This is a genomic window from Collinsella tanakaei (genome assembly GCF_016902615.1).
GTDB classification, from domain to species: Bacteria; Actinomycetota; Coriobacteriia; order Coriobacteriales; family Coriobacteriaceae; genus Collinsella; species Collinsella tanakaei_A.
Genome location: NZ_JACJMB010000003.1, coordinates 89,643 through 114,508, shown reverse-complemented (window position 1 = coordinate 114,508; position 24,866 = coordinate 89,643). Strand labels below are relative to the sequence as shown.

Here is a 24,866-nt window from a genome sequence, read left to right as displayed (position 1 = left end):
TAGTCGCGCGAACGACGGGCATCGCCGCAGCGGCGGCGCGCATCGGTTTCGTTACATCTGCATGTTCCGGCGCGGCATGCGCGGCGTGCACGTTCCCGGAGGAAATGCGCGTTTTCCTTTGGGAACGCGCGCCGCGCGCGTTCGACCTGGAGCACGTAAATGGTCTCCAGCACACACGTTGGGCATTTTTAATTGGTCTCCAGCACACACGTTGGGCGCTTTTCTGCTGTTCTTTCGCCGGTTCGGCTCTGTACTTGTTGATTGGGTTGTGATTACTATGTGAATAGTGTGTCAGCGACCAAGCTCGATGCACTGCCCAACTACGGGTTATAAGACATGGGCGCGTCGCCTCGCGCTGCGCGTCAGATGTATGAAAGGTAGGGTCTATGATCGAGACCATCCTGTTGGAGGCTGGCATCGACTGCGATTTCGATCGCGTGCATGTCGACTGGAGCCCGGCAAAGCTCATCGAGCACGCGATTTCGCACCACGAGGCGTACCTCACCTCCACCGGCTCGCTGTCCGTCAGCACCGGCGCCTTCACCGGCCGCTCGCCCGAGAACCGCTACATCGTGGATGCCGGCGACGCCGAGCGCAACGTCAACTGGTCGAGCTCCACGAACAGGCCCATCGACGAGAAGACCTACAAGCGCGTCCGCAAGAACGTCGCGCGCTACATGTCCCAGCGCCGTCACCTGTTCGTCATCCGCGGCTACGCCGGCGCCGACCGCCAGTATTCCCGTAAGGTCATGGTCGTGTGCGAGCGCGCCCACCAGGCGCTGTTCATCCAGAACATGCTCGTGCGCCCGACCGCCGATGAGCTCGAGGTCTTCGGCCGTCCCGACATCCTCGTGCTCGCCGCTCCCACCTACGTGTGCTCCCGTGACCGCGACGGCGTCGAGCCCGCGGCCGTCATCCTCGATATGAACAAGAAGAAGATCGTCGTCGCCGGCACCGGCTACTGCGGCGAGATCAAGAAGGCCGTCTTCACGATGATGAACTACCTTCTGCCCATCGAGGACGGCGTGCTGCCCATGCACTGCTCGGCCAACGTCGACCCGAACACCGGCAAGACCTGCATCCTGTTCGGCCTGTCCGGCACCGGCAAGACGACGCTGTCGGCCGACCCCGAGCGTCTGCTCATCGGCGACGACGAGCACGGCTGGAGCCCGCGCGGCGTCTTCAACATCGAGGGCGGCTGCTACGCCAAGACCATCGACCTCACGCGCGAGCGCGAGCCGGACATCTTCGACGCCATCCGTTTCGGCAGCGTGTCAGAGAACGTCAAGCTCGACCGCAAGACCCGCGAGGCGATCTACTCCGATAGCTCCATCACCGAGAACGGCCGTGCCGCCTACCCGCTCGAGCACATCGAGCGCGTCGTCGAGTCCGGCACCGGCGAGATCCCGAGCGTCGTGCTGTTCCTGACCGCCGACGCCTACGGCGTGCTGCCCCCGATCTCCAAGCTCTCCCGCGAGCAGGCCATGTTCCACTTCCTGACCGGCTACACCGCGAAGGTTGCCGGCACCGAGCTGGGCGTCAAGGAGCCGCAGCCCACGTTCTCCGCGCTGTTCGGCGAGCCGTTCATGCCGCTCGACCACATGACCTACGCCTACCTGCTGGGCGAGAAGATCGCGCAGAACAACACGCGCGTGTACCTCGTGAATACCGGTTGGACCGGCGGCCCCTACGGCGTCGGCCACCGCATCGCGCTGTTCCACACCCGCGCGCTCGTCAAGGCCGCGCAGACCGGTGAGCTCGATGTCGCCGGCTACCGTCACGACGACGTGTTCGACGTCGACGTGCCGATCGCCTGCCCGGGCGTGCCGACCGACCTGCTCACCCCGCGCAACACCTGGGCGGATCCCGAGGCCTACGACCGCGAGGCCCAGTCGCTCGCCGACAAGTTCCGCGAGAACTTCACCAAGCGGTATCCGGGTGTTTCGCTGGAGGACCTGGCGAACATCAAGCGCTAGAATACCGCGCTGGGGTACACTGCCTTCAGGGCGGTGAGCCCGACGTATGACAGAGAGCCCCCATCTCCGGATGGGGGCGGCGCATGTGGCGTCCACGTGCCGGCACCGTAGGACTGAGAAGGTGGCCGGCGCCTGGGCGCCTTTTGCATAACGGTGCGAGCGCCCCGGCAGGTGCGGGGCTCGCGGAAAGGGGGCGACATGAAGCGCTTCGTTGCGGAGGATTCCTTCTGGCAGCTGTTCCCGGAGGCGGCGATCGGTGTCGTCGTGGCCGAGGGGATGAAAAGCGCCGACGAGGTGAGCGACGAGGACAAGACGGCGCTCGAGGGCCTGCTCGACCGCGCGAATGTGCTGGCCGAGAGCCATCTGACGAGCGACACCATCTCTGAGAACGCGCCGGTCAAGGCATGGCGCGAGGCGTATCGTCGGTTCAAGACGAAGAAGGGCGCGCGCTGCTCGATCGAGAATCTGCTCAAGCGCGTGCTCAAGGGCAAGCCGGTCGGCACCATCACGCCGTCGGTGGACATCTACAACGCCATCTCGCTCAAGTACGCGCTGCCCGTGGGCGGCGAGGACATCGACGCGTTCGCGGGCGACCTGCGCCTGGCTGTCACCGAGGGAGGCGACGCGTTCCTGCCGCTCGGCGAGGGCGAGACCGAAGACCCCACGCTTGCCGGCGAGCTCGCCTACCTGGATGATGCCGGCGCGGTCTGCCGCTGCTGGAACTGGCGCGACGGCCAGCGTACGGCGCTCACCGACATGTCGCGCAACGCGTTTCTGATCATCGAGTGCGTTGAGCCCGAGCGCGTCGACGACTGCCGCGCGGCGATCGATGAGCTGGCCGAGCTTGTCGAGCGCTACCTGGGCGCGAACATCGTCGTGAAGGAGCTCATCACGAGCGACAACCGCGAGGTCGTCATCGCGCAGTGACGTTTGGAGATGTCGGGGTCCTCGTTGACAGCGCCATGGCGGCCGATAAAATGTTGACTGGTTAACATTTGCAAGGAGGCCGCTATGGAGCAGTCGCGGTTCGAGGATTTCGTCGGTCTCGTCACGCTCATCTCCAAAGAGATCTCGCGTATCAAGACGGTCGAGGCGGCAAAGCTGGGCCTTCGGGGCTCCGACATCATGTGCCTGTACTACCTTGGGCAAAACGAGGAGGGGCTCACCGGCGCGGAGCTCGCGCGCGAGTCGGACGTGACGCGCGCCGCCGTGTCGCGCACGCTGGCGCATCTGGAGGAAGACGGGTTCGTCGAGGTGTGCGGCGAGCAGGCAACCGGTTCGCGCTATCGTGCGCCGGTGCGCCTGACCGAAAAGGGCCGGCAGGTGAATGCCGAGGCCAACGAGATCATCCGCCGGGTGGTCACCGAGGTGGGCGAGGAGCTGGGCGATATCCAGCGCGTCCAGATGTATCGCTCGCTGAACCTCATCTTGGAGCGCCTGCGCGGCATCTCACGTGAATAGGCGAACGGCCCGGGCATGACCCGAGCCGTTCGCTATCGATGGGTTGCGTGCTATCGGGTTTTCTGCTGCGATCGCTGGCAGGCAGGGCAGAGGCCCTCGAAGATCGTGCTGTGCGAGGTGATGGTGTAGCCCGTACCCGCCGCGACGTTTGCATCGGCTGCCGCGTCGTAGGGGGCGGGCGCGTCGATCACGGCACCGCAGCTTGTGCAGACCACGTGCGCATGGGAGTCGAGACGAAGATCGAAGCGGTCGCCGCCCGGCGCCTTCACGCAGGTGATGGCGCGCTCACCCTCCAGGAACCGCAGGTTGCGGTAGACGGTGGCCCGGCTGATGTGCTCGTCGTGGGCGCGGACGTCGAGGTAGATGTCCTCTGCGGTGGGGTGGTCGCGGCGGTTGCGCACGGCGTCGAGCACCAGGGTGCGCTGTCTTGTGTTTCGGCGTTGCACTGCCCTGACCTCCTCATCGATATCGGTTCCTATTTTGCATTTCAGCAAAACGGAGGTCGTGAATCAAGCGAGCGACGCGGTTTCCATAAAATGCTAGCTGTCCGGTAGCCTTCTGATGGGCGAATCGCGCGCTGCGGGGGCGGCGAGCCGATGCGGCCCGTGGCGCTAATCGATATCGCTGTCGGAAAACCCCTCGTCGGTGTGGAGCGGACCGTTGTCGGCGGCGGTCGTGGCGAGCTGGTCGCACCGCTCGTTGAACGTATGACCGGCGTGTCCCTTCACCCAGATGAAGGAGACCCGATGCGGTTCCATGGCGGCGAGCAGGCGCTTCCACAGGTCGGGGTTCTTCACCGGCTTCTTGGCCGCGGTCTTCCAGCCGCGCTTCTTCCAGCCGTCGATCCAGTGCTTGTTGAACGCGTTCACCACGTATTGGGAATCGGAATGGACCTCGACGTCACAGGGGCGGTTCAGCACCTCGAGCGCGGCGATGACGGCCATGAGCTCCATGCGGTTGTTCGTCGTGCGCTCGTAGCCGCGGCTGAGCTCGAGCACATGAACCTTGCCCGAGGGCGCGGTGTAGCGCAGGACGGCTCCATAGCCGCCGCGACCGGGGTTGCCGCGCGCGGCGCCGTCGGTGAAAATCGTGACGTTCAAGCGGTCGGTCCTTTCGTCGATGCGTTCGGGCGCACCATTATAGGTCGATGCCCGGCTCGTAGCGCGCCTCGAATTTCCCCTCGTCGCTCACGGTCGAGAGCCCATCGGCGCTCTCAAGCCAGATGCGGTTGCGAAAGCGCTGGTAGTAGGCGTGTACGCGGTCGAAGAGCTGGATGAGTTGGCGCGGGGTGCCCTGAGCCTCCATCAGGACCGAGCCGTCGTCGAGGTTGCAGACCCAGCCCGTGATGTCGAGCTCGCGCGCGATGGCCGTGCTGTTCCAGCGGAAACCGACCCCTTGCACCTCGCCGGTGAAGCGCATGCGCAGGCGGATGGGCGCCTCCTGGCGCAACGGGTCGCCGATAGCGTCCTGCATGCGCTCGATCAGCTCGAGCTCCAGCGGGCTGCGCACGCTCGGCGCGGCGTCGTGCGCGCCGTTTTTCGATCCCCATTGCCTGATGCGGTCCATAAGTCCCATGTGTGCTCCTCCCGCCGTGTCCTCACCTCCAGTGTACCCGCTGCGGACGGCACGCGTGGCGAAGCACCGCTCAGGGTGTCGCGGGGGTTCGGGTCCTCGAAAAGCACGGGAAAGTTCAGGCGGGGCGCGTCTTGTGCGCGCCGATGGGGGATAATGGCTGCGGGGAATCGATTGTGAAGGATATATCGAATGGAACTGCTCGTATACCTCGCTATCCTGCTGGTGATCGCCGCGATCATCTCGCTCGTGCTGTCGTTTGTCGGCACGGTGCTCGTGGGCGCGCTGCGCTTGCTGCCGCTGGTGCTCGCCGCGCTCGCCATCGCCGTGTTCGTGCGGTGGTATCGCGACCGGCGCTGAAGGGCGTGCAGGCGACGGGGCGCTCGCCGGGGTTTTCGATTCTGTTTGCCTTAGGTAACTAGATATGTAACAATGCTTGCAGCATATAGATTCGACGGATTTCGGAGGAAACCCGCCATGGGAAAGCCGCACGTTAAGTTCTGCAAGAAATGCTCGGGCATCAAGCCGAAAGATCTGAAGGGCGAGCTGGATAAGGATGCGTGGAAAGAGGGCTGCATACACCACTGCGTGAAGAAGCGCGCCACCTGTCCCTTCGCGCGCATCGACGGCGAGCTCGTCATGTGCGACTCGAAAAAGGAGCTCATCAAGAAGCTGAAGAAGGCGGCCGTCGCCTAGACGCGTCCGGCCGGCGGGCCGCGGGGCCCAGACGCTCGGGGTGCGGTCGCGGTGGCGCTGCATCCCGTGCGGTGATCCTTCGGCGGACGGGCGCGGGGTTCACCGTGTCCGCAGGGTACAATAGCGGAACGCAGACCCGATCCGCGCGCAGCGCGCGCCATCGTCGAGAGGCTTCCCATGCAGTACCGGACAGATCCCGCAAGCGGCAACCGCATCTCCGCCCTCGGCTTGGGCTGTATGCGCCTGCCCGGCTTCGCCCTCGGCAGACCCGACGCCCGTGCGACCGACGCCGTGATCTCTGCGGCGCTGGAGCAGGGCATCAACTATCTGGACACCGCGTATCTCTACCCGGGCAACGAGGAAGCGGTCGGGGCGTCGCTTGCGCGCCTCGGCGCCCGCGACCGCGTGCTTCTGGCCACGAAGCTGCCGCATGCCTCCTGCAAGCGCGCGTCCGATTTCGACCGCTTCTTCGACGAGCAGCTGCGGCGCCTGCGCACCGACCATATCGACTACTACCTCATGCACAACATTACGAGCCCGGCGCAGTGGGAGCGTCTGTGCGGCTTGGGCATCGAGGACTGGATCGCGCGGCGGAAAGCGGACGGGCGCATCCGCCAGATCGGCTTTTCGTTCCACGGCAGCGAGGGGGACTTCCCCGTGCTGCTCGACGCATACGCATGGGATTTCTGCCAGATTCAGTACAACTACGCCAACGAGCACTACCAGGCGGGAACCGCGGGACTCATACGGGCGGCCGAGCGCGGCCTTGCGGTCTTCATCATGGAGCCCCTGCTCGGCGGCAGGCTCGCCGACAAGCTGCCCGATGCCGCCAAGCGCGTCTTTCGTGAGGCGGCCGACCCGAAGCTGAGCACGCCCGCCGCCTGGGGCCTCGCGTGGGTGTGGAACCATCCCGAGGTGACGATGGTGCTCTCGGGCATGACGAGTGCCGAGCAGGTGGCGCAAAACGCCGCCATCGCCGAGGGCGCGCTGCCCGACTCGCTGAGCGCGGCGCAGCTCGATGCGGTCGCGCGCGTGGTGGAGCTATTCGAGCGGGCGAACCGCGTGCCGTGCACGGGCTGCAGCTACTGCATGCCGTGCCCGCACGGGGTGAACATCCCGGGGTGCTTCGCGGCCTACAACGCGAGCTTCGCCCACAGCTGGTTCACCGGCATGCAGCAGTATTTCACCGCGAGCGCCATCCGCACGGGCAAACCGCGCCTGGCGAGCATGTGCGTGGGCTGCGGGGCGTGCACGCGGCACTGCCCGCAGCATATCGACATCCCCGAGCGCCTGGGTGACGTGCGCCGCCGTCTGCAGCCCGGCCCGGTTGACCTCGCGCTCAGGCTCATGACAAGGAAATGACTCGCATGGTGGTGCTTTGCCCCGGAGGAGAAGCATCACCGCGCACGATAGAAAAAGGAGGCCTTCCATGGCACGTGACCACGACGATCTGCTCCGCATGCTGCGGATGATGGGCATTCCCGTGCCCGGGAGCGACGAGACGGACGACGCGATTCCCGTCGACGCCGTCATCGGTGACGCGACGGACGGCGATACCGCGGGCCCAGGTACGGGAGGGCGGCACAGCCGGGCGAAGCATGCGGGCGCTCCGGGCCCGGGGCGCCCCGGCGGGGAGCTCTTCGACACCATCGCCCGCTGGAGCAGGCGCGCTCTCATCATCGCGGTCGTGGTGCTCGTCATTCTGCTCGCGGTGAGCTACTGGTGGTTCCATCCGGCGCTCAATCTGCAGAGCCCGCAGGTGTGGAGCTGGATCCTCATCATCGCGGTCGTGGCCGCGGTCGCGCTCAAGGTGGCCTCGCTGCGCTCGGACGCGCACGCGAAGCTGTTCGGTCGCCTCATCATCGTGCCGGTTGCCGTCGTCGCCGCGTTCGTGGTCGGCGTGATCGCCGGCACGCCCATCATCCCGGGCAACGCCGAACGCTACGCCACAGTGCTCCAGACGACCAACGGCGATTTCGCCGCCGATATCGAGGAGGTCGACTACTCCGAGGTGCCGGTGATCGACCGCGCGTCGGCCATCCTGCTCGGTGCGCGCGCCATGGGCTCCATTCCCGAGTACGTGAGCCAGTTCGAGATCTCGGACGCCTACAGCCAGATCAACTACCACGGCCGCCCGGTGCGCGTGAGCCCGCTTGTCTACGCCGACCTGTTCAAGTGGCTCTCCAACCGCGAGACGGGCATACCCGCCTATGTGCTCGTGGACATGGTGACGCAGCAGGCGGAGGTCGTGCGCCTGGACGAGCCGATCATGTACAGCGAGTCCGAGCCGCTCTCCCGCAACATCGACCGCTACGTGCAGCTCGCCTACCCCTCCTATATGTTCGACCAGAAGTCGTTTGAGCTCGATGAGGAGGGGACGCCCTGGTGGGTCTATCCCGTCCAGCGCCGCACCATCGGCCTGTTTGAGGGCACAACCATCCAGCGCGTCGTGCTCGTGAACGCCTGCACGGGCGAGACGCAGGACTATGCCATCGAGGATGTGCCCGCCTGGGTCGACCGCGCCTATCCGAGCGATTTGCTCATCGAGCAGTACAACTGGAGCGGTGCCTATGTGCACGGCTGGCTGAACTCGTGGCTGGGCCAGCGCGACGTCGTGCGCACCACGAGCGGAACCGACGGGGAGCTCGGCTACAACTACCTCGCGCAGGGCGACGACATCTACCTGTACACGGGCGTGTCGAGCGTCACGGCCGACAGCTCGATCATCGGCTTCATCCTCGTGAACCAGCGCACCGGCGAGTCGCATTTCTACCCGGTCGCGGGCGCGACGGAGGACTCGGCCATGGCGAGCGCGGAGGGCGAGCTGCAGAACCTGCGCTACCAGGCGACGTTCCCGCTGCTTTTGAACGTGGCGGGCGAGCCCACGTACTTCATGTCGATGAAGGACGATGCCGGGCTCGTGAAGATGTACGCGATGATCAACGTAGAGCACTATCAGAACGTCGCGACGGGCAACACCGTCGCCGCCTGCCAGGACAGCTATCTGGCGATGCTCGCGGCTGACGGCACGCTGTCCGACGAGCAGGCCGCCGCATCCGGCGCGCAGCAGGACGTGAGCGGCGCCATCGCCACGATTGCGCAGGCGGTCATCGACGGCAACTCGCACTTCTACGTGACGCTCGAGGGGTCGCCGGAGATCTACGATTTCGCACTGCCCGACCTGCTCGGCATCGTGCGCTACCGCGTGGGCGACACCATCTCCTTCACCTATATGGCCGAGGAGCCCGCTGCCGATGCGGGCGATTCCGAGGGGGATGCTGCGGCAGGGGATGCCGGCGGCGCGGCAGGTGAGGCCGTGAGGCAGGTCACCTCGATCGAGTAACAGGCGCGTGTGAGACGCATGGGATAGGTCCCGATGCTGCGACCCGAGATGGGCTCGCGGCGCCGGGACCCTTTCGTTTTGTTGGCGCCAGGTTCCACCCGCGTGTATGCCGATGCCGGCAATCCGTTCCGGAATGTGAAGCCGAGAAACCCATGAATATACATAAGATATTAACCGGGGTACGATTTTTCGGTGCGAGTCCGTCACCGCCGGGAGACCGTCAGCAAAAGCCCAGTTGGTACCTGCGGTGTTGTCGAGGGTCTCCGGTCGGTGGGCGAATGGCACCGAATAATCGTACCCCGGTTAATATCTTCTATTATTCGTCTCAAATGGCGTTCCCTCACGCGGGGAGTTTTATGCAAAAATACACCCCAATGCCGGAGGTATATACAGGCATTGGGGTGCAGTGCTCGCGGGTCGATTATGCGGCAGATGATCGAGCCGATTTTGGTATCGGCTGCCTTGGCGTGGACGGGCGATTGACCCGAAGAGTGCCTAGCGCACAGCCTCGAGCGTGACGGCGGTGCCGCTTGCGGTGACCATGAGCATGCCGCCCTGGCCGAGCACCTCGTAATCGATGTCGACGCCCACGACGGCGTGCACGCCGAGTTCGGCTGCGCGCTGCTCCAGCTCGTCGAGTGCCTCGCGGCGTGCCTGGATGAGCTCGTCCTCGTAGCCCTTGCTTCGGCCGCCCACGAAGTTGCGCAGGCTCGCGCCGATATCCTTCAGGAAGTCGATACCGGTGATGACCTCGCCGAATACGATGCCGTAGTAGCCGGTGATGCGGTAGCCGTCGACGGTGGGGGTGGTGGTGATGATCATGCACGGACCTTTCTCGCTCCAAGGTGATCGGACTCACCCCTATGGTAGACGCACGGGCCGTACCGCAGCTTGAGCGGGCCTAAAGAGAGCGTAAAGAATCGCTAAAGGCGGCCTTCTGCGCGCGGGCGGCTGCGCAGGATGAGGACGGCGCCCAGGTCGGGCTCGTGTGCGGGGGCGACGAGCCGGCAGCAGGAGGGGAGGGCGGCGGCGAGCGGCTCCAAGATGAGCGGTCCGGCCTGGAAGGTGCCGCCGATATAGGTCACGGGGACGGCGGCTGCAGTGTCCATCTGGTCGGCGAACAGTGCGCGCACGATGGCGGCGACCAGGTCGGCCTCCTCGCGGGCTGCCCGCGTAAAGATCGCCCGCGCACAGGTATCGCCCGCACGTGCCGCCCGGGTTGCCAGAACGGAGAGGGCGGCGATGCGCGTGCGGTCGGCGATGTGCTTCTGCGCGAAGGCGATGATGTCGAAATCATTCGAAAGCGCGAGCTCGGAGCGCACCAGGTCGTAGAGCGCGCCGCGCGCATCGCGGCCGTCGACCTGGCGCGTGAAGGCGCGCAGGACCTCGCGGCCCATCCAACCTCCGCTGCCCTCATCGCCGATCTCATAGTCCCAGCCACCGCAGCGCACTTGGCGCCCCGCGCGCACGCCGAGGGCGATCGAGCCCGTGCCGGCGATGAGCGCGATGCCGTCGGCCATGTCGAGCCCCGCCGCCCACGCTGCCTCGACGTCGTTCACGAGCGCATAGGGGCTGCTGCCCGCGATGTCGCGCGCGGTGGCCTCGATCGCGGCGTCCGCGGCGGTGTTCTCGCCATACCCGCAGATGGAAAACCCGATGCCGAACGCATCGCCGAGCTTGCCGGCGCCGCGTGCCCAGGCGAGCCCCTCTTCGAGGACGCGCCGCATGCCGTCCACGCCCGCCTGCGCGTAATGGCAGGTGGGCAGCACGTGGCGGTCGAGTGGCTGCAGCCGCTCGTCATACAGGGCAAAGGCGGTCTTGGTGCCGCCCCCGTCAACGCCCAGCCAGCGCATCGGATCTCCTTTCCGTAAACGTCTGGCAGCCGCGCGGCTACGCCGGCGTGCCGTCGCCGAAGAGCAGCTCGTGCTCGGGGCCGGTGAGCGCGGCGCGCGCCTGGTCGCGCAGCTCGTTTAAGCCGGAGAGGAACTGGCGCTGCATGACGAGGGCGTAGTAGCGGCCCTTCGGCGTCAGCGTGAGCTCGTCTGCGGTGTCGGTGGCGAAGGCGCCGTTCGCGCGCATGAACGCCATCTCTACCGGCAGGCCGTGCTCGACCGTCTCGCCGAAATCGGCCTCGAAGCGGTGCTTGTCCAGGCGCAGCGAGTAGAGGTCTTGCATGAAGCGGTAGCGCATGAGGTCGCGCTTGCTCATCTTCGTCTTGCCCATGAGCGACATGTGGCCGGCCTCGATGTCGGCGTTGTACTGCGCGAGCGAGAACGTGTTCACGTAGATCGTGCCGTCCAGGTGCGTGACGGCGCCGCTGCCGATGGCGGGGTACTCCTCATAGGTCACGCCGAATTCGTCGACCGGCACCTCGCCGCAGGCGTGCAGGTCCTGCCCGCGGCGGTTGAACGTCCAGACGGTGCGACGGTCGAACGCGGCGTCTGCGCCCTCGGCGAGCGCCTCGTCGAGCATGAGGTAGTACTCGTACTCGCGCGCATAGGCGGGGTGCCCGAGCGTGTCGAGCATCTTCTTGGTCGTGGCGCGCGAGAAATACAGCGGCGAGAACGTGGTCTGCTGGCAACCGCAGGCGCGGATCATCTCGACGTCGTGCATGAGGACGTCGGGGGTCTGCGAGGGGAAGTTGAAGATCATGTCGACGTTCAGGATGTCGAAGTAGTCTTTCGCCTCGCCGATGCGCTCGAAGATCTCGGCGCCGCTGCCGTATTTCTCATAGCGGTCCATCTGGCGCAGCAGGTCGTCGTTGAAGCTCTGGACGCCCACCGACAGGCGCTGCACGCGGCCGGTCAGCTTCTCCAGATACGGCTTCGTCAGGTGGTTGGGGTTTGTCTCGCTCGAGACCTCGCGGATGGAGAACAGGTCGCGCGCCATGTCGAGCGTCTCGCACAGCTCGTCGATCATGATGGTCGGCGTGCCGCCGCCACAGTAGACGCTCTCGAAATCGTATCCGAGGTCCTTCAGCATGAGCATCTCGCGCCGCAGGTTCTTGAAGTAGGGGCGCGCGATCTCTTCGCGGAACGGATAGCGGTTGAAGCTGCAGTACGGGCAGAGTCGCTCGCAGAAGGGGATATGCATGTAGAGCATGTAGTGCATGCCGGGCTTGGGCCCCGGCATCATCTTCTCGGTCACGGGCTCCATCTGGAGCTCGTGCTTGGTCATGGTCTTGATGACACCGGTGAGCATGCGTTCCGAAAGCAAAACCTGATCCTTTCAGGGTGGGGGATACACAGATGCCGCGGGCGCGCGCAGAGGTGGCAGCGCGCACCCGCGGCGATAAGGTCTAGAAAACGAGCAGGACGATGGCGACGATGACGAGCACGATGGCGACGGCGACGGCGATGATGCCGATGAAGCGCAGGCGCGAGGCGCGCGTGCGCTCGCGGACCGTCGCCTCGGTGGCGGCAAGCGTTTCCACCTGCGGCAGCAGCTCGTCGCGCTCGGCGATGTCGGCGGAAAGTGCGGCGGCGATGCGCTCGGTGACCTCGGGGTGATCGTGGATGCTCGCGGCGTCGGCGATGGCGCGGTCCGTCTCTTCGATCTCGCGCTCGCCGGCGGTCTGCTGCTCCTGTTGCTCCTTCAGGCTGCGCTCCTGCTCGGCGACCTTCGCCTTTGCGGCTTTCTGCCGGTCGGCGGCGTCCTTGCGCGCGGCCTCCAGCTCGTCGCGCGCGGCGGCGGTCTGGTCGCAGATCAGGCGGAAGGCCTCCTTCGCCTCGTTGATGGGGCGCTCGGCCTCGGCGACAGCGGCCTGCGCGGCCTCGAGCGACGCCTTGGCGGCCTTCTGCACGCGCGGGAGCTCTTCGTTCGCACGGCGCAGCGCCTCGGTGGCGTCGGCGATCTCGCCGGAGAGCTCGGTGTCGCGGATGCTGTATGCGGCCGAGTTCGCCGAGGGGTTGCGCTGGATCTCGGAGTACTCCTCGCGCAGGGTGTTCAGGTGGGCGGACGCGGCCTCGACGGCGTGCTGGGCGGTCTCGATGCTCGAGGTGGCCGCCTCGCGGGCCTTCTCGACGCCACGCTGGGCATCGGCGAGGCGCCGCTTCATACGGTTCGCGGAGTCGCGCGCCTCCTCCTCTTTGCGCTCGGCCGCCTCGAGGGCGGATTTCAGGCGCTTCTCTGTGGCGGCGTCGGCCGCCTTCATGTCGTCAAGCTGCTTTTTGAGCGTCTCGATCTGGGCCTGGATGGTCTTCTGCAGGGCGACGGCGGCGTTGATGGACGCCTGCGCGCCCTTCTTGCGCGTGGTGAGGTCGCTGACGATCTGCGGGTAGCGCTCCGTCACGTCGCGGCGGTGCGCCAGCTCGTCGGTCTGGTCGGCGATGCGTTGCTCGAGCTCCTCGAGCATGTCGCGCGCCTCGGCGTGTGCGCGCTTGGCGGCGCTCATCTCGCGCACCGCGCCCACGCCCTGGGAGATATAGGTGCCCACGGTGCTCGCCGCCTCGGCGGCAGCGTGCGTGAGGGCCTCGGCGGCAGAGGGGCCCTTCGGCTCTTCGGGTTCGTGCGGAGCGGTCTCGGGTTCGGGCTGCGCGGCTGCGGCGGGAGCGGCCGTCGACGTGGCGGCACCGCCCTCGATAACCTCGAAGCCCTCGGGCAGCGGTTCTGGGTCGTCGCCGAAGTTCCCGTCCTCGTCGCGAACGAGGAAGTCGGGAAGCGAGCTGGCGGTATCCTCGTCTGCATCCTCTGCGGAGGGCAGGTCCTCTTCGCTGCCCTCTTCGACTTCGTCGACCTTCTCGGCATCGGGTTTGTCCTCGGCTGCCTCCGCAGGCGTCTGAGCATCCCCGTCGTCCTTATCGGGCTCTTCGATGGCGGCAGGCGCGTCGGCGCCGTTCTCGCCGTCGGCGCCGTCTCCGGGCTCCTCGCCATCCCCGGCCGCATCGGTTTCGGTGGGCTCCTCCTCGGGCGCATCGTCGTTCTGGTCGTCCGCGGGCTTGCGGGACTCGTCTGCCTGGATATCCGAGGGGCTCTGCGCTTTCGTCCCCTCGGTATCCTCCATGGCGGTGTTGTCGCTGTTCACGCCGGGCTCTGTCTCAATGCGCTCGTCGCTCATGCTGGCTCCATTCATATGCGCGGGCACTTGCGCCCGCGCTTCGTTTTCCGCTCCCATGATATACCCTCGCATGGACGCGAGAGGTGCTCGCGCGTGCGGTCACGTGACGTTTAAAACGTGTTCGACGGGTCCGTCTCACGTGGTCCTGTAACCATGACTTCCGCTTGCCGGTGCTTGACCTGGAGTGTGCTCCAAGACCTACCATGGTCACCGTGAAGCGATTGGATGCGCATCGCGCGCTTCGCCTCCACGGTGCGCGACGGGAATGGAGCATGCTCATGCTGTATCGGGATTTCCAGGATCTGAAGCTCTCTGCACTCGGCTTCGGTGCCATGCGCCTGCCGGTCATCGACGGGGACGACACCAAGATCGACCAGGATGCGGTCAACACGATGGTTGACTACGCGCTGGAGCAGGGCGTGAATTACTTCGACACCGCGTGGGGCTATCACGGCGGCAACTCCGAGATCGCCCTGGGTGCGGCGCTTGCCCGCCACCCGCGCGACTCGTTCTACCTCGCCACGAAGTTTCCGGGCTATGACCTTGCGAACATGGACAAGGTCGAGGAGATCTTCGAGCGCCAGCTCGAGAAGACGGGCATGGAGCGCTTCGACTTTTACCTCATCCACAACGTGTGCGAGATGAACATCGACGAGTACCTGAACCCCGAGCACAGCATCGTCGACTACTTACTCAAGCAGCAAGCTGCCGGCCGTATCGGGCATCTTGGCTTCTCGGCGCACGGTGCCATTCCCGTCATGGAGCGCTTCCTCGAGGCGTACGGCGAGCACATGGAGTTCTGCCAGATCCAGCTCAACTACCTCGATTGGGAGTTCCAGGATGCGCGCGGCAAGGTGGAGCTGCTGAAGAAGTGGAACCTCCCGGTGTGGGTCATGGAGCCGGTGCGCGGCGGCAAGCTCGCGAACCTCTCCGAGGTCGATGCCGCCAAGCTCGCCGCCGCGCGTCCCGACGAGGCGCCGGTCGCCTGGGCGTTCCGCTTCATTCAGGGCATCCCTGAGGTGTGCGTGACGCTGTCCGGCATGTCCAACTTCGAGCAGCTGCGCGAGAACATCGCCACCTTTCAGGAGGAAAAGCCGCTCACTGACGAGGAGCGCCAGGTCCTTCAGGGCGTCGCTGACGGCATGCTCGGTCATAAGACCGTGCCGTGCACGGCCTGCCATTACTGCACGAGCCACTGCCCGCAGGGCCTCGACATCCCGTTTTTGCTCTCTATGTATAACCAGCTCGTCGTGACCGGCGCGGGTGATTTCATCGCCCCGATGGCACTTGCCTCGCTGCCCGAGGACAAGCAGCCGAGCGCCTGCATCGGGTGCGGCAGCTGCGCCGCGGTCTGCCCGCAGCAGATCGACATCCCGGGTGCGCTTGCCGACTTCGCGGCGCGCCTGGCGAAATAGACGCCGCTGCGCCCGGGCCCGTCACGGCGGGCCCGGGCGCGGAATGCATCGATCGGGACGTTATCGAGCATGTTTGCGCCCGAGGCGCTCGGTGGCGGGCGGCGTTGCGTACGCAGATGCGTTCAGCTGGGGCTTCTCGCAACGAGGAGGGCCCACTTTCAGTACTTTTTTCGAGGGGTCTGGTGAAGAGCGCGTACCGGGCTGGAACGCCACCAAGAAAACCGCAGGTAAATTGCTGTATCGTTTTGGCCGTTTGCAGTCTCTTCCCACGACGGCTCCAAAAAAGTACTGAAAGTGGGCCCTCCTCGTTTTCGAGGGCGCATTATGCGCCCCCGATCAACATCGAGGGCCGTTGCTCCGTCGCGATCTAGTCGCGGTCGAGCAGCTGACCGAGTGCGACCGGGTCGTTTTCGTCAAGTGGGGTGACGATTGGCTTGCCGTCGGCATCGACCAGAATGGAGACGCCGCAGCCGCCCGTCATGTTTGACGACAGCAACAGGTAGTTCACGCCGGTGAGCGTGTCGATGATGATCTTGCGGACGTTGGTCACGCCCTGGGAGTACGTCTCGACGAAGCGTTCGTGTGCCATGGGGTTCCTTTCCTCAAAGCGGATGCGTTCTATCGTTCAAACATGTTTGACTGATATCGAGGGCTCGCCGCCGGTCGCGCTGCCGTGTGGGGCGGGGGTGCCGCTAACCCACCAGGGCGGAGATGATGCTCGCGGCGCCCCAGCCGCAGCAGATGCCGACGATGATGGCGAGCACGGTCTGCACGACGCGCCGCGCGACCCAGTGGTCGCGTACGCGTCGGTTGTGGCGGTTGTTCACATCGGGGTCCTCGCCTGCGAGAAACGCCAGGACCGATTGGTAGGCGTACAGCTGATGGTCGTGGCGCATCTTGTCGATCATGAAGGCGGCCGACGACGCGGGTATGAACAGCAGCGCGGCGGGCACCGCGATGGCGATGAGGTCGAGGTCGAGCACGATGCCGGCGAAGACCCACAGCCCGCATGCGAGGCCGAAGGCCCCCATGGCGATGCCGAGCCTCCCCATCCGCTTCGAGCCCGCGGCGAGCGCCTCGTGCATCTCGCTCGTGTCGTCTTCGAGGAGCGCATCGACGCTCACGCCGAACAGGCGGCTCATGAGCAGGAGGCTCTGGGCGTCCGGGTAGGTGCGCTGCGTCTCCCAGTTGGATACGGTCTGCCTCGTCACGAACACCTCGCGGGCCAGATCGGTTTGGGACATCCCCAGGCGGGCGCGGTGCTCTTTGATGCGTTGTCCGAGTTCCACGCGGTTCCTTTCGCGTCGGGGGTCCTGGCGCCCCCACGGTAGCATCCAGGCGCGTCGGCGGGATGCGAAATCGGCCAAAAAGCCGTGCCAAATGTTTTTTGCAGCCGCTCTACCTGGGCGTTTCTGTATGCCTGCCGAATGCGAACAGGCGGGGCGGACCGAGGGGTGCTGGCCGTCCCGCGCGGCATCCGGCCGCGATCGTGGTGACGGCATGCGCCCCGCCTGCGGAACGCGAGCTCTGTCGCCGTCACGCGCCGCCGCTTGTGGCGAAGCCGTTGAGGGGACGGCGGGGCTGGTGGGCCACGCTATACTGGTCCGGATACATCGGCCGTCACGAGATGCTGACGGCGCCAGGCACGTAACCCCAAGGAGCCCCATGGACCAGAAGCTCTTCACCTACGATATCGTCGCCGAGGACCCGAAGACCCACGCGCGCGCAGGCATCCTGCACACGCCGCATGGCGACATCGAGACGCCCATCTTCATGCCGGTGGGCACGAAGGCGAACGTCAAGGGCATCCCCACCGAGACCGTGCGCGAGTTGGGGGCCCAGATCGTGCTCGCGAACACCTACCACCTGGCCATGCGCCCCGGTGCCGACCTCATCGACGAGCTCGGCGGCCTTCACGCCTTCATGAACTGGCACGGGCCGATCCTCACCGACTCGGGCGGCTTCCAGGTGTTCTCCCACGGCGACGCCGTCAAGCTCACCGACGACGGCGTGCGCTTCATCGCCACCGATTACGACGGCAGCCACATCTTCTGGACGCCCGAGGACAACATGGCCATCGCCCAGAAGCTCGGCAGCGACATCTGCATGCAGCTCGACCAGTGCCCGGGCTACCCGGCCACGCGCGCCTACGTGGAGCGCGCCGTGGAGCTCTCCAGCATGTGGGCCGAGCGCTGCTACAAGGCGCACACCCGTCCCGACCAGGCGCTGTTCGGCATCGTGCAGGGCGGCATGCATCTCGATTTGCGCCTGAGGAGCCTGCGCCACCTCGAGGAGTGCGGCGACTTCCCGGGCTACGGCATCGGCGGCTACTCGGTGGGCGAGGACCACGAGACCATGTTCGAGTCGCTGACACCGCTCGTCTCCGAGCACATGCCGCGGACCAAGCCGCGCTATCTTATGGGCGTGGGCAACCCCACCACGCTCGTGCGCGGCGTCGGCATCGGCATCGACATGTTCGACTGCGTGCTGCCCACCCGTACCGGCCGCATGGGCACGGCGTTCTCCCATGAGGGGCGCCTGAACTTCCGCAACGCCCGCTTCGCGCGCGACGCGGGCCCCATCGACCCTCAGTGCACCTGCCCGGTGTGCACCGGCGGCTACAGCCGCGCGCTCATCCGCCACATGGTCACGCAGAAGGAGATGCTCGGCGGCATCCTGCTGTCCATGCACAACATCTACTTCCTGCTCGACCTGATGCGCCAGGCGCGTCAGGCCATCATCGAGGGGCGCTACGCCGAGTTCGAGCGCGCCTGGATGGAGAGCCCCGCGGCGCAGGATTACTAAGGTGCCGTCTGCCACAGGGTTTCGAACTGAGGACCCGGGTTCCTGCGGAATCCGGGTCCTCAGTTGCTTTTGGTCACGCCGTGATTGCCCTGCCGCTGGCTTCTCGTCTGCGACGCGAAGCCGACCGTCTGCGGGCGCCCGGGCCGATGAGGTCCGGGTCCCGTCTGTCCGGTTGATACGATGACCTCGAAAGATGTCGCAGCGGGGGAGGTCTCATGGCGAAGTATCGGTGTCCGATGTGCGGTTGGGTCTATGACGAGGATGTTGAGGGGGCGCCGTTTTCGACACTCGAGCGCTGTCCCATGTGCGGCGCCGACGCGTCGGGGTTCTACCGGGTGGCCGATGACGGGGTGACGCCGCTGCCGGACGGGGAGGCGGATGTCGCGCCCGCTCCCGCGACCGAGGAGGCGGACGCGTCGCTTGCCGTTCCCGCGGAGCTGCGCCGGGTCGACCCGACGATTCGCCATATGGACACCATCCACGCGCTCGCCGAGCACGGCAGGCTCGCCGACGGCGCGATGGCCACGACGCTGCCGCTGCCCGCATGGGAGGACATCCTCGTGCTCGGCGCGCAGCTCGACCCCATGCCTCTGCAGGAGGGGGACACGCCGGACATCTCCGTGACCATCGGCGCGCAGGCGGCGCGTCCGCTCGTGCTTGCGGGGCCGGCGTTCGTGTCTCATATGTCCTTCGGCGCGCTGTCGCGCGAGGCGAAGATCGCGCTTGCGCGCGGGGCGGCGGCGGCCGGTACGGCGATGTGCTCGGGCGAGGGCGGCATCCTGCCCGAGGAGCTCGAGGCGGCGGGCAGCCGCTACATCTTCGAGTTCGCGCCGCTGCGCTACTCGGTGACCGACGGGAACCTGCGGGCAGCTGCTGCCATCGAGATCAAGATCGGCCAGGGCACGAAGCCCGGTATGGGCGGGCACCTGCCCGGCGAGAAGGTGACCGAGGAGATCGCACACATCCGCGGGCGCCAGCCGGGGGAGGACATCATCTCGCCCTCTACCATCCCGGGCGTGGCGAGCACCGATGACCTCACCGCGCTCGTGGATGAGCTGCGCGAGCGGAGCCTCGGTGCGCCCGTCGGCATCAAGCTCGCCGCAGGCCACATCGAGCGCGACATCGCCGTCGCGGTTGCCGCGGGCGCGGATTTCATCACCATCGACGGTCGCGGCGGGGCGACGGGCGCCTCGCCCGTGATGCTGCGCGATGCGAGCTCCGTACCCACGATCTTTGCGCTCGCCCGGGCGCGCCGTGTCCTCGACGAGCTGGGCTCGCCGGCGAGCCTCATCATCACCGGCGGGCTGCGCGTCGCTTCCGATATCGTGAAGGCGCTCGCAATGGGCGCGGACGCCGTCGCGCTGGCGACCGCGTCGCTCATGGCGCTCGGCTGCCAGCAGTACCGCATCTGCGGAAGCGGTCTGTGCCCCATGGGGATCGCCACGCAGGCCCCCGAGCTCAGAGCGCGCCTCGACGTGGACCGCGCCGCGCGCCGCGTGGAGAACTTCTACCGCGCGACCTTCGACGACCTGCGCATGTTCTGCCGCGTGATGGGGCATAACAGCGTCGGGGATCTGAGTGCCGACGACCTGGTGACGTGTGACGCCGCGATCGCCGAGCGCTGCGGGATCCCGCGCGCATAAACGAACGTGTGCGCGCCGCGCCCTCCTGTCGGGCTGCGGCGCGCGAGCGGATGGAGGGATGTCCCGTGGCGGACGAGAGCAAAGACGCGCCGGGCGCGCAGGAGGTCGAGTCGGTGCTGTTCGCGCAGACCTACCACAAGGGTCCGGTGATCCTGCGCGGCCCGATGATTCCGGAGCAGACGACGACGGGCAACCTGCTCGCCACCGAGGACTCCACCGACTGGCTCCATATGGACCCCTGGCGCGTCATGCGCATCCAGGCGGAATTCGTGGACGGCTTCGGCGCGCTCGCCGAGCTCGGGCCCGCGGTGGCGATCTTCGGGTCGGCGCGCACGCCGCGCAACGACTCCATGTACCGGGCGGCGCGGCGCGCGGGCAAGCTGCTCGCGGCACACGGCGTGGCCGTGATCACCGGCGGCGGCCCGGGCATCATGGAGGCCGCCAACCGCGGGGCCGCCGTGGCGGGCGGCACGTCGGTGGGGCTCGGCATCGAGCTTCCGCACGAGCAGGAGCTGAACGCCTGGGTGAACCTCGGCATGACGTTTCGGTATTTCTTCGTGCGCAAGACGATGTTCGTGAAGTACTCCTCGGGCGCCATCGTATTCCCGGGCGGTTTCGGGACGCTCGACGAGCTGTTCGAGCTGCTCACGCTCGTGCAGACCCATAAGGTGAAGCGCATGCCCGCCGCACTCGTGGGCGCCGACTATTGGCACGGGCTGTTCGACTGGATCTCGGGCACGATGCTCGACAGCGGCTACATCTCGCCGCTCGACCCCGCGCTCGTGCAGATCACCGATGACGTGGAAGAGGCCGTGGCGGTCGCGCTCTCCGGCATGCCTGAGCGCTAACGGCGCGTGGCGCGCTTCGGTCCCTCGGGGCCTTCAGTCAGCTGCCCGACATCGACGAACGTGCCGATAATCTCTCTAAGGGCTCTTCTTAGAGAGATTATCGGCAAGTTCGTCGTTTTGCATTCAGAGCGCACTCGGGTGCAAGAGCTCGTGTTGAGGTGCGCACCGCGTGCCTGCGCGCGATGCGCGCCGATGTGAAGAGCGGGTTTCGAATCTTGACAGGAGCGCGTGCACAGCAGATAGTATGTATGCAAACTGTTGGTATACGAACAATCTGGAGCGCCGTGCCATGGAGTGCCGTACGAACGATTCCATTCACCATCTGCTGCTCATGGCGTTCAGCCATTCCAACCGGGCGATGCTCGGCCGCACGCGCGCGGTCGGGCTCATGCCGGGGCAGCCGAAGGTGCTCGAGCACCTTATGGTCAACGATGGCTGCAGCCAGCGCGACATCGCGCAGGCGTGTGTGATGGACAAGTCCACCGTGGCGAGCGTGCTCGCGCGCATGGAGGAGGGCGGCCTCATCGAGCGCGTGCCCGATGAGGCCGACCGCCGCCGCGTGCATGTGCAGCTGACGCGGCTGGGCCGCGAGGCGGGGCGCTGCGTCCAGGTGTTCGGCGACCAGGTCGATGACACCTGCCTGACCGGTTTTTCCGCGTCGGAGGCCGAGCAGCTCAAGGGGCTGCTCGGCCGCGTGATCTCGAACCTGGCCGCCTCTGAGGAGATGGGGGAGTAAATGGAATACTCGGTTGGCCACAAGCGCCGCCTCGCGCTTCGTTATCTGTTCTTCGTCATCGGCGTCGCCATCAACTCATTCGGCATCGCCGTCATCACCAAAGCGGCGCTCGGCACCTCTCCGATCTCGAGCGTGGCCTACGTGCTCGACCTCGCGTTCGCCCCGACGCTCGGCGAGTTCACCTTCGCCGTCAACCTGCTGTTCATCGCGCTCCAGATCGTGCTGCTGCGCCGTGACTTCCAGCCGATCCAGCTGCTGCAGCTCGTGGTGAACGTCGTGTTCAGCGCCTTGATCGACGTGAGCATGATGCTGCTCGACGGCCTGGCGCCCACAGGCCCCGTCTCGCAGATCGTGCTGCTGCTCGCGGGCTGCACGGTGCTCGCCCTCGGCATCGCCATCGAGGTTGCGCCGAACGTGATCGTGGTTCCGGGCGAGGGCGCGGTGCGCGCGATCTCGTCGGTGTCCGGCAAGCCGTTCGGCAGCTGCAAGGTCGCCTTCGACGTGACGCTCGTCCTCATTGCGCTCACGCTGTCGCTCGTGTTCTTCCACGGCATCCAGGGCCTGGGCATCGGCACGGTCATCTCGGCGCTGCTCGTGGGCAGGATCGTGAACCTCGTGAACCGCCATGTGCCGCTGCTCGCCGCCATCGCCGGCCTGTCGCGCAGCGAGATGGGAGCCCCCGAGGCCGCGATGTAGGGGGGCAGCCGGCTCTTCAGCCGCTCTTGCCCGGAGTTGCGCTACCATCGCTGGTAGCGTCCACACGAGGAGGTTCCCTTGGCAGGTGCGCCCAGCACGGCGATTTTCAGCGATATCGACGGCACACTGCTCAACTCGGCAAGCGAGCTCACGCCCGCGACCCGGCAGGCGATCGATGCGGTGCAGGCGGCGGGCATCCCGTTTGTCATCGTGACCGCCCGCGGCATGCAGGGGACCTTCCCGCTGCTCGACCGCACCGGGCTCGTCTGCCCGGTCGTCACCTACAGCGGCGGCGTCATCATGGACGCGGACCGCTCCATCATCCACCACCATGGCCTCACGCGCGCCCAGGCCGCCGAGGTCGTCGCGTTCGTGGAGGGCGAGCACCTCGACGCGACGTGGAGCGCCTACTCCTTCGAGGACTGGGTGGCGCCTCGGGTGGACGACCCCCGCATCAAGGCGGAGGAGCGCATCGTGTGCGCACGGGCGCGCGAGGGCGCCGTGTCGTCCATCGAGCGCGACGAGGTGCAGAAGATCATGTGCCTGTGCAGCGCCGGCGCGACCTACGAGGTCGAGCGGCGCCTGCGCGAGCGCTTCCCGGAGCTCGCCATCGCCCAGTCATCGCCGACGCTCATCGAGGTCATGCGCGCCGACACGAGCAAGGCGAGCGCGGTCCGCACGTTTTGCGACCTGTACGGCATCGACCCCGCGGATGCGCTCGCGTTCGGCGACAACTACAACGACGTGCCCATGCTCGATGCGGTGGGGCACGGCTACCTGATGGCGAACGCGCCCGCGGAGCTCGCCGCGAGCTACCCGCTCATCGCGCCTTCGAATGACCGCGACGGCATCGTGCTCACGCTTCGCGCGTTGGGCTACCTGTCCTGAGCGTCCGGCACGCAACGCGGTATCGCGCCTTTTGAAACCGGCACCCATATGAAGAGGGGCCCGCCCAGATGCCGTCCGGCGTCTGGGCGGGCCCCTTCGCGTATGAGGATGCCGCATGCGCGCATTGCGGCCCTACGCGCGCGGCCGGATGGGGCCGTCTGCGCACGTGAGCACGCCGGAGGTGTCGAAAGCCGGCGTGAAGCTCTCGTCGACCGCGCCGCCCTCCTGCCAGAACATCTGCGTGAAGCCGAGGTCGTCGGCGTGGTCGAGCACGAGCTCGTACTCCTCGGTCGTCACGGCGCGCGCCAGCTCGCCGCCCGCTTTGCGCATCTGCTCATTCGGCGTGTACTGGCTCATGACGGAGATGGGCACGTCGCCGGCTGTCTCCCAGATGGCGTCGAGAACGGCGCACGAGTCGTCCGCATGCCCGGGCAGCACGAGGTGGCGCACGATGATGCCCCGTCGCATGATGCCGTCCTCGTCCACGCGCTCGCCGCCGCGCGCGTCGATCTGGCGCACCATCTGGGCAAGTGCGGCGCGGGCGACCGCGGGGTAGTCGGGCACGTGCGAGAGCTGCGACGCCAGGCGCGCATCGGCGTACTTGAAATCGGTGAGCCAGATGTCGACGATGCCGTCGAGCTCGCGCACCGCCCGCACGCGCTCGTAGCCGCTCGTGTTGTAGACGATGGGGATGGAGAGCCCCCGCGCGCGAGCGCGCGCAACGGCTTCGGGCAGCAGGTGCGCGTAGTGCGTCGCCGTGACGAGGTTGATGTTCAGCGCGCCCTGGCCCTCAAGCTCGAGCATGATCTCGACCAGGCGCTCAGGCGGGACCTCGATGCCGAAGTTGCCGGTCGAGATCTCGTGGTTCTGGCAGTAGACGCACTTGAGCGGGCAGCCGCTGAAGAAGATGGTTCCCGAACCGGCTTCGCCCGAGATGGGCGGTTCCTCCCACATGTGGAGAGCGGCACGGGCGAGCTTGAGCGTATCGGTCGCGCCGCAGATGCCCGCACGCCCGTCCAGGCGCTCTGCCCGGCAGCGCCGAGGGCACAGCTCGCAGGCGGCAAGGGATGCGGGGCGCAGAAGCGTGCGCTCGGCGCCTGCGGCCGCGCGCCCAGATGTCTCCGTGTTCGCGAGATCGAACTCCATGAGATGGGCGGATACGATGAAGCCGCCGTCGTAGGCGAGGGTGAACACGCCGAGGTCGACGAAGCCCTCGCTGCGGTAGAGCGCGACCGCCGGGGCGTTGCTTGCCAGGACGTCGAGTCGAAGCGAGCGGGCGCCTCGCTTCCGGGCAGCCTCTTTCGCGGCCGCCACGAGGACGTGCCCGACCCCGCGGCCGCGGGCGCCCGTGGAGACGGCAAGCAGGTGGATGACGGCGATGCCGTCTGCCCCAAGGACCGCCCAGGAGGCCTGCGCGTAGGCCTCGTCCTCATCGGCATCGAGCACGAACGCGCCGAGGATGGGGCCGCGCGCGGAGGCCTCCTCGCGGCAGATGAACAGATCGCCCGCCGCGATGGTGGCGCGCAGGTGCTCTTCGGTGGGATGGTAGGCCATGTCCCAGTGGGCGTCGTAGGGCGTGTCGCGCATGGCGTCCGCCACGGCTGCGTACATATGTGTAAGCGCGGGGAGATCGTCTGCGGTAGCGGGTGAGACATGCATGGCGAAAAGCCCTTTCGGTATTAAAAAAGCGCCGGTAGGGCGCTTAAAGTGGGGTCCTGAGACAGGCGTGTG

24 protein-coding genes are annotated in these 24,866 nt (G+C 66.6%); 14 read left to right on the top strand and 10 right to left on the bottom strand.

The features are described 5' to 3' along the window. Positions 1–386 precede the first annotated feature (386 nt). The 3 genes from pckA (at position 387) to H6A21_RS02040 (ending at position 3,437) form a co-directional block, all read left to right on the top strand. Positions 387–1,976 carry a phosphoenolpyruvate carboxykinase (ATP) gene (pckA, locus tag H6A21_RS02050; RefSeq protein ID WP_204559927.1) on the top strand — a complete coding sequence of 530 codons (1,590 nt, stop codon included), beginning with the start codon at positions 387–389 and terminating at the stop codon, positions 1,974–1,976. Between the two features lie 198 nt (positions 1,977–2,174). Further along, positions 2,175–2,903, top strand: a complete 729-nt coding sequence (locus H6A21_RS02045) for a B3/B4 domain-containing protein (RefSeq protein ID WP_204559926.1) — start codon at positions 2,175–2,177, stop codon at positions 2,901–2,903. An 84-nt stretch (positions 2,904–2,987) separates the two neighbouring features. Beyond that, positions 2,988–3,437 carry a MarR family winged helix-turn-helix transcriptional regulator gene (locus H6A21_RS02040; RefSeq protein WP_204559925.1) on the top strand — a complete coding sequence of 150 codons (450 nt, stop codon included), beginning with the start codon at positions 2,988–2,990 and terminating at the stop codon, positions 3,435–3,437. 50 nt (positions 3,438–3,487) lie between these two features. On the opposite strand, the gene H6A21_RS02035 is transcribed toward H6A21_RS02040, so the two are convergent. The 3 genes from H6A21_RS02035 to H6A21_RS02025 all read right to left on the bottom strand — a co-directional run bounded on the left by H6A21_RS02035 (position 3,488) and on the right by H6A21_RS02025 (position 5,012). Then, positions 3,488–3,883, bottom strand: a complete 396-nt coding sequence (locus H6A21_RS02035) for a transcriptional repressor (RefSeq protein WP_204559924.1) — start codon at positions 3,881–3,883, stop codon at positions 3,488–3,490. Positions 3,884–4,048: 165 nt separating this feature from the next. Then, positions 4,049–4,537, bottom strand: a complete 489-nt coding sequence (gene rnhA / locus H6A21_RS02030) for a ribonuclease HI (protein ID WP_204559923.1) — start codon at positions 4,535–4,537, stop codon at positions 4,049–4,051. 37 nt (positions 4,538–4,574) lie between these two features. Further along, complete coding sequence (locus H6A21_RS02025; protein ID WP_239462572.1) at positions 4,575–5,012, bottom strand: acylphosphatase; 438 nt, start codon at positions 5,010–5,012, stop codon at positions 4,575–4,577. Positions 5,013–5,201: 189 nt separating this feature from the next. Between H6A21_RS02025 and H6A21_RS02020 the strand changes: the two genes are divergently transcribed. From H6A21_RS02020 to H6A21_RS02005, 4 genes are all read left to right on the top strand, one after another. Beyond that, entirely contained in the window at positions 5,202–5,369 is a 168-nt protein-coding gene (locus H6A21_RS02020) for a hypothetical protein (protein WP_204559922.1), read from the top strand. Between the two features lie 117 nt (positions 5,370–5,486). Continuing rightward, on the top strand, positions 5,487–5,705 hold the full coding sequence (locus tag H6A21_RS02015; RefSeq protein WP_204559921.1) for a DUF1450 domain-containing protein: 219 nt from the start codon (positions 5,487–5,489) through the stop codon (positions 5,703–5,705). Between the two features lie 177 nt (positions 5,706–5,882). Further along, positions 5,883–7,067: an aldo/keto reductase gene (locus tag H6A21_RS02010; RefSeq protein ID WP_204559920.1), complete on the top strand. Its 1,185-nt coding sequence runs from the start codon at positions 5,883–5,885 to the stop codon at positions 7,065–7,067. Positions 7,068–7,134: 67 nt separating this feature from the next. Then, positions 7,135–9,048, top strand: coding sequence for a Tat pathway signal sequence (locus H6A21_RS02005; protein WP_239462571.1), 1,914 nt, complete (start codon positions 7,135–7,137; stop codon positions 9,046–9,048). Positions 9,049–9,543: 495 nt separating this feature from the next. On the opposite strand, the gene H6A21_RS02000 is transcribed toward H6A21_RS02005, so the two are convergent. The 4 genes from H6A21_RS02000 to H6A21_RS01985 form a co-directional block, all read right to left on the bottom strand. Then, positions 9,544–9,870 carry a putative heavy metal-binding protein gene (locus H6A21_RS02000; RefSeq protein ID WP_204559919.1) on the bottom strand — a complete coding sequence of 109 codons (327 nt, stop codon included), beginning with the start codon at positions 9,868–9,870 and terminating at the stop codon, positions 9,544–9,546. Between the two features lie 101 nt (positions 9,871–9,971). Next, positions 9,972–10,901 carry an N-acetylglucosamine kinase gene (locus tag H6A21_RS01995; protein WP_204559918.1) on the bottom strand — a complete coding sequence of 310 codons (930 nt, stop codon included), beginning with the start codon at positions 10,899–10,901 and terminating at the stop codon, positions 9,972–9,974. Between the two features lie 37 nt (positions 10,902–10,938). Further along, positions 10,939–12,264, bottom strand: coding sequence for a coproporphyrinogen III oxidase family protein (locus tag H6A21_RS01990; RefSeq protein ID WP_204559917.1), 1,326 nt, complete (start codon positions 12,262–12,264; stop codon positions 10,939–10,941). Positions 12,265–12,346: 82 nt separating this feature from the next. Further along, complete coding sequence (locus H6A21_RS01985) at positions 12,347–14,104, bottom strand: hypothetical protein (RefSeq protein ID WP_204559916.1); 1,758 nt, start codon at positions 14,102–14,104, stop codon at positions 12,347–12,349. 278 nt (positions 14,105–14,382) lie between these two features. Here H6A21_RS01985 and H6A21_RS01980 point away from each other — a divergent pair, with 278 nt between their 5' ends. Continuing rightward, positions 14,383–15,519: an aldo/keto reductase gene (locus tag H6A21_RS01980; protein ID WP_204559915.1), complete on the top strand. Its 1,137-nt coding sequence runs from the start codon at positions 14,383–14,385 to the stop codon at positions 15,517–15,519. A gap of 367 nt (positions 15,520–15,886) precedes the next feature. On the opposite strand, the gene H6A21_RS01975 is transcribed toward H6A21_RS01980, so the two are convergent. Both H6A21_RS01975 and H6A21_RS01970 read right to left on the bottom strand, forming a co-directional pair. After that, positions 15,887–16,108 carry a DUF6440 family protein gene (locus tag H6A21_RS01975; protein ID WP_204559914.1) on the bottom strand — a complete coding sequence of 74 codons (222 nt, stop codon included), beginning with the start codon at positions 16,106–16,108 and terminating at the stop codon, positions 15,887–15,889. A 103-nt stretch (positions 16,109–16,211) separates the two neighbouring features. Next, positions 16,212–16,808, bottom strand: coding sequence for a helix-turn-helix domain-containing protein (locus H6A21_RS01970; RefSeq protein ID WP_204559913.1), 597 nt, complete (start codon positions 16,806–16,808; stop codon positions 16,212–16,214). Positions 16,809–17,184: 376 nt separating this feature from the next. On the opposite strand from H6A21_RS01970, the gene tgt reads away from it, so the two are divergent. The 6 genes from tgt to H6A21_RS01940 all read left to right on the top strand — a co-directional run bounded on the left by tgt (position 17,185) and on the right by H6A21_RS01940 (position 23,135). Then, positions 17,185–18,324, top strand: coding sequence for a tRNA guanosine(34) transglycosylase Tgt (tgt, locus tag H6A21_RS01965; protein WP_204559912.1), 1,140 nt, complete (start codon positions 17,185–17,187; stop codon positions 18,322–18,324). A gap of 215 nt (positions 18,325–18,539) precedes the next feature. Further along, entirely contained in the window at positions 18,540–19,967 is a 1,428-nt protein-coding gene (locus tag H6A21_RS01960; protein ID WP_204559911.1) for a glutamate synthase-related protein, read from the top strand. Positions 19,968–20,032: 65 nt separating this feature from the next. Next, complete coding sequence (locus H6A21_RS01955) at positions 20,033–20,815, top strand: TIGR00730 family Rossman fold protein (RefSeq protein WP_342589612.1); 783 nt, start codon at positions 20,033–20,035, stop codon at positions 20,813–20,815. A 289-nt stretch (positions 20,816–21,104) separates the two neighbouring features. Continuing rightward, a complete protein-coding gene (locus tag H6A21_RS01950; RefSeq protein ID WP_239462570.1) occupies positions 21,105–21,551 on the top strand; it encodes a MarR family winged helix-turn-helix transcriptional regulator in 447 nt (148 codons plus the stop codon). Then, positions 21,552–22,247 carry a YczE/YyaS/YitT family protein gene (locus H6A21_RS01945; protein ID WP_204559908.1) on the top strand — a complete coding sequence of 232 codons (696 nt, stop codon included), beginning with the start codon at positions 21,552–21,554 and terminating at the stop codon, positions 22,245–22,247. A 78-nt stretch (positions 22,248–22,325) separates the two neighbouring features. Further along, positions 22,326–23,135 carry a Cof-type HAD-IIB family hydrolase gene (locus H6A21_RS01940; protein WP_204559907.1) on the top strand — a complete coding sequence of 270 codons (810 nt, stop codon included), beginning with the start codon at positions 22,326–22,328 and terminating at the stop codon, positions 23,133–23,135. A gap of 132 nt (positions 23,136–23,267) precedes the next feature. On the opposite strand, the gene H6A21_RS01935 is transcribed toward H6A21_RS01940, so the two are convergent. Next, positions 23,268–24,794 carry a GNAT family N-acetyltransferase gene (locus tag H6A21_RS01935; protein WP_204559906.1) on the bottom strand — a complete coding sequence of 509 codons (1,527 nt, stop codon included), beginning with the start codon at positions 24,792–24,794 and terminating at the stop codon, positions 23,268–23,270. Positions 24,795–24,866 lie beyond the last annotated feature (72 nt).

Bases quoted from the DNA above. Each gene is read 5' to 3' on its own strand.
- H6A21_RS01945 (WP_204559908.1), top strand. From the start codon at position 21,552: ATGGAATACTCGGTTGGCCACAAGCGCCGCCTCGCGCTTCGTTATCTG.
- H6A21_RS02000 (WP_204559919.1), bottom strand. From the start codon at position 9,870: ATGATCATCACCACCACCCCCACCGTCGACGGCTACCGCATCACCGGC.
- pckA (WP_204559927.1), top strand. From the start codon at position 387: ATGATCGAGACCATCCTGTTGGAGGCTGGCATCGACTGCGATTTCGAT.
- H6A21_RS02015 (WP_204559921.1), top strand. From the start codon at position 5,487: ATGGGAAAGCCGCACGTTAAGTTCTGCAAGAAATGCTCGGGCATCAAG.
- H6A21_RS01975 (WP_204559914.1), bottom strand. From the start codon at position 16,108: ATGGCACACGAACGCTTCGTCGAGACGTACTCCCAGGGCGTGACCAAC.
- H6A21_RS01950 (WP_239462570.1), top strand. From the start codon at position 21,105: ATGGAGTGCCGTACGAACGATTCCATTCACCATCTGCTGCTCATGGCG.
- H6A21_RS02005 (WP_239462571.1), top strand. From the start codon at position 7,135: ATGGCACGTGACCACGACGATCTGCTCCGCATGCTGCGGATGATGGGC.
- H6A21_RS01995 (WP_204559918.1), bottom strand. From the start codon at position 10,901: ATGCGCTGGCTGGGCGTTGACGGGGGCGGCACCAAGACCGCCTTTGCC.
- H6A21_RS01960 (WP_204559911.1), top strand. From the start codon at position 18,540: ATGGCGAAGTATCGGTGTCCGATGTGCGGTTGGGTCTATGACGAGGAT.
- H6A21_RS01935 (WP_204559906.1), bottom strand. From the start codon at position 24,794: ATGCATGTCTCACCCGCTACCGCAGACGATCTCCCCGCGCTTACACAT.
- tgt (WP_204559912.1), top strand. From the start codon at position 17,185: ATGGACCAGAAGCTCTTCACCTACGATATCGTCGCCGAGGACCCGAAG.
- H6A21_RS02045 (WP_204559926.1), top strand. From the start codon at position 2,175: ATGAAGCGCTTCGTTGCGGAGGATTCCTTCTGGCAGCTGTTCCCGGAG.
- H6A21_RS01985 (WP_204559916.1), bottom strand. From the start codon at position 14,104: ATGAGCGACGAGCGCATTGAGACAGAGCCCGGCGTGAACAGCGACAAC.
- H6A21_RS02020 (WP_204559922.1), top strand. From the start codon at position 5,202: ATGGAACTGCTCGTATACCTCGCTATCCTGCTGGTGATCGCCGCGATC.
- H6A21_RS02025 (WP_239462572.1), bottom strand. From the start codon at position 5,012: ATGGGACTTATGGACCGCATCAGGCAATGGGGATCGAAAAACGGCGCG.
- H6A21_RS01980 (WP_204559915.1), top strand. From the start codon at position 14,383: ATGCTGTATCGGGATTTCCAGGATCTGAAGCTCTCTGCACTCGGCTTC.
- H6A21_RS02040 (WP_204559925.1), top strand. From the start codon at position 2,988: ATGGAGCAGTCGCGGTTCGAGGATTTCGTCGGTCTCGTCACGCTCATC.
- H6A21_RS02010 (WP_204559920.1), top strand. From the start codon at position 5,883: ATGCAGTACCGGACAGATCCCGCAAGCGGCAACCGCATCTCCGCCCTC.